This is a genomic window from Providencia sp. JGM181 (genome assembly GCF_018257375.1).
GTDB lineage: Bacteria > Pseudomonadota > Gammaproteobacteria > Enterobacterales > Enterobacteriaceae > Providencia > Providencia lanzhouensis.
The window spans coordinates 1-1,348 of sequence record NZ_JAERJY010000267.1; the positions used below are offsets into that span (position 1 = coordinate 1).

2 protein-coding genes are annotated in these 1,348 nt (G+C 40.5%); both read left to right on the forward strand.

Going from position 1 to position 1,348, the window contains the following annotated elements; translation table 11 throughout:
• Positions 1–236 precede the first annotated feature (236 nt).
• Entirely contained in the window at positions 237–776 is a 540-nt protein-coding gene (locus JK188_RS17410; RefSeq protein ID WP_211887026.1) for a type 1 fimbrial protein, read from the forward strand.
• An 84-nt stretch (positions 777–860) separates the two neighbouring features.
• The coding region (locus JK188_RS17415; RefSeq protein WP_211888697.1) for a fimbrial biogenesis chaperone at positions 861–1,348 on the forward strand (488 nt) is incomplete at its 3' end.

The window sequence follows — 1,348 nt, forward strand, 5'->3', positions numbered from 1 at the left end:
GATGATTTCTATTTATTTTAATAATTTTTTTAACATAGCTTTATTTAAAGCTATCTATTCTTTTTTAATTAAGGAAATTAAATCAGTGAAAAAATCATTGTAGACGCGCTTGCTTTTCATTCAGTGAGTGCATCTGTTTTTACTGTGAATGTGGGTAAAGGTATCGCCACTATCACAGGTTTCTTGAAGTACGTTTTATTTCGTTTTTTATTTTTTATATATAAAGGAATTTCAATATGGCTTTTAAAAAATTAGCGTTAACAACATTATTCGCTGGCATTTCCTGTGTAAGTTTAAGTGCAATGGCTGCCCCTTCTGCGGAAGTGACTCTGCAAGGGATCCTGACCAACACAACTTGTGATGTCACCATCAATGGCGGTAAATCAGTCTTAAACGTGGGTGTCTTAAAAACCTCTGTGGGTGCAGGTTCAGACTTTACCGCAGTCAATGCAATGTCCTCTACAACCGTTGATATGCCAGTGACTTTAGTCGGTTGCACCAAGGGTGAAAACGGCAACTTGATCATTCAAGGTATTACTTCAGTAGGTAACAACGAACGTAACCTCTTTGTTTCTGACGATTCGAAAACCGTTGGTTTTATGATTGAAAACGAAGCGAATAAAACTGTCACTAATGGCGAAAAAATCGCATTTGGTATTGGTGCAGAAAATACTGACGCGCAATACACCTTCAAAGTTGGTATGGCAACAACAACAGATGCACCTGAAGCAGGTTCCTACAGCGCACCCATCTTAGTGGCTTATATCGTTGACTAATTCCATTTAATTAACTCAGTCAATTGAGGTAAGGCGGGTTCCGTCTTACCTATATTCTGCCACAAACACTATGAGGATAGACAAATGCGAAATAACCGATTTATGCAAGGGATCTGCGGTGGCTTGCTATTGCTATCAGGTTCATCGATAGCCGGGATCGCTATCGACACCACTCGAATTATCTTTTCAGAAAGTGATAACACCACCGGAAAAAGCGTGGGAATTACCAGCTCGAGCCAATCACTCACGCCTTATTTAGTCAAAACACAAATTTTGCGTGACCCTTATGGCAAGCAAGGAGACACCCCTTTTGTGGTGACGCCGTCCTTATTCCGGTTAGAAAAAGGGTCAACCAATCAAGTCCGCATCATGAAAAAAAATGTGGCGCTTCCGCAAGATAAAGAATCTGTTTTTTATTTTCGTACCATCGCAATGCCGACCAGCGAAAAAGGGCTAAATGCCCCACAGAATAATATTGATGGTGCCGTACAAGTGTCGACGGGAAATATCATCAAGCTGTTTTATCGCCCGAATCATTTAGGCATGACTCAGCCACAAGCAATGAAATCGCT

Bases quoted from the DNA above. Each gene is read 5' to 3' on its own strand.
- JK188_RS17410 (WP_211887026.1), top strand. From the start codon at position 237: ATGGCTTTTAAAAAATTAGCGTTAACAACATTATTCGCTGGCATTTCC.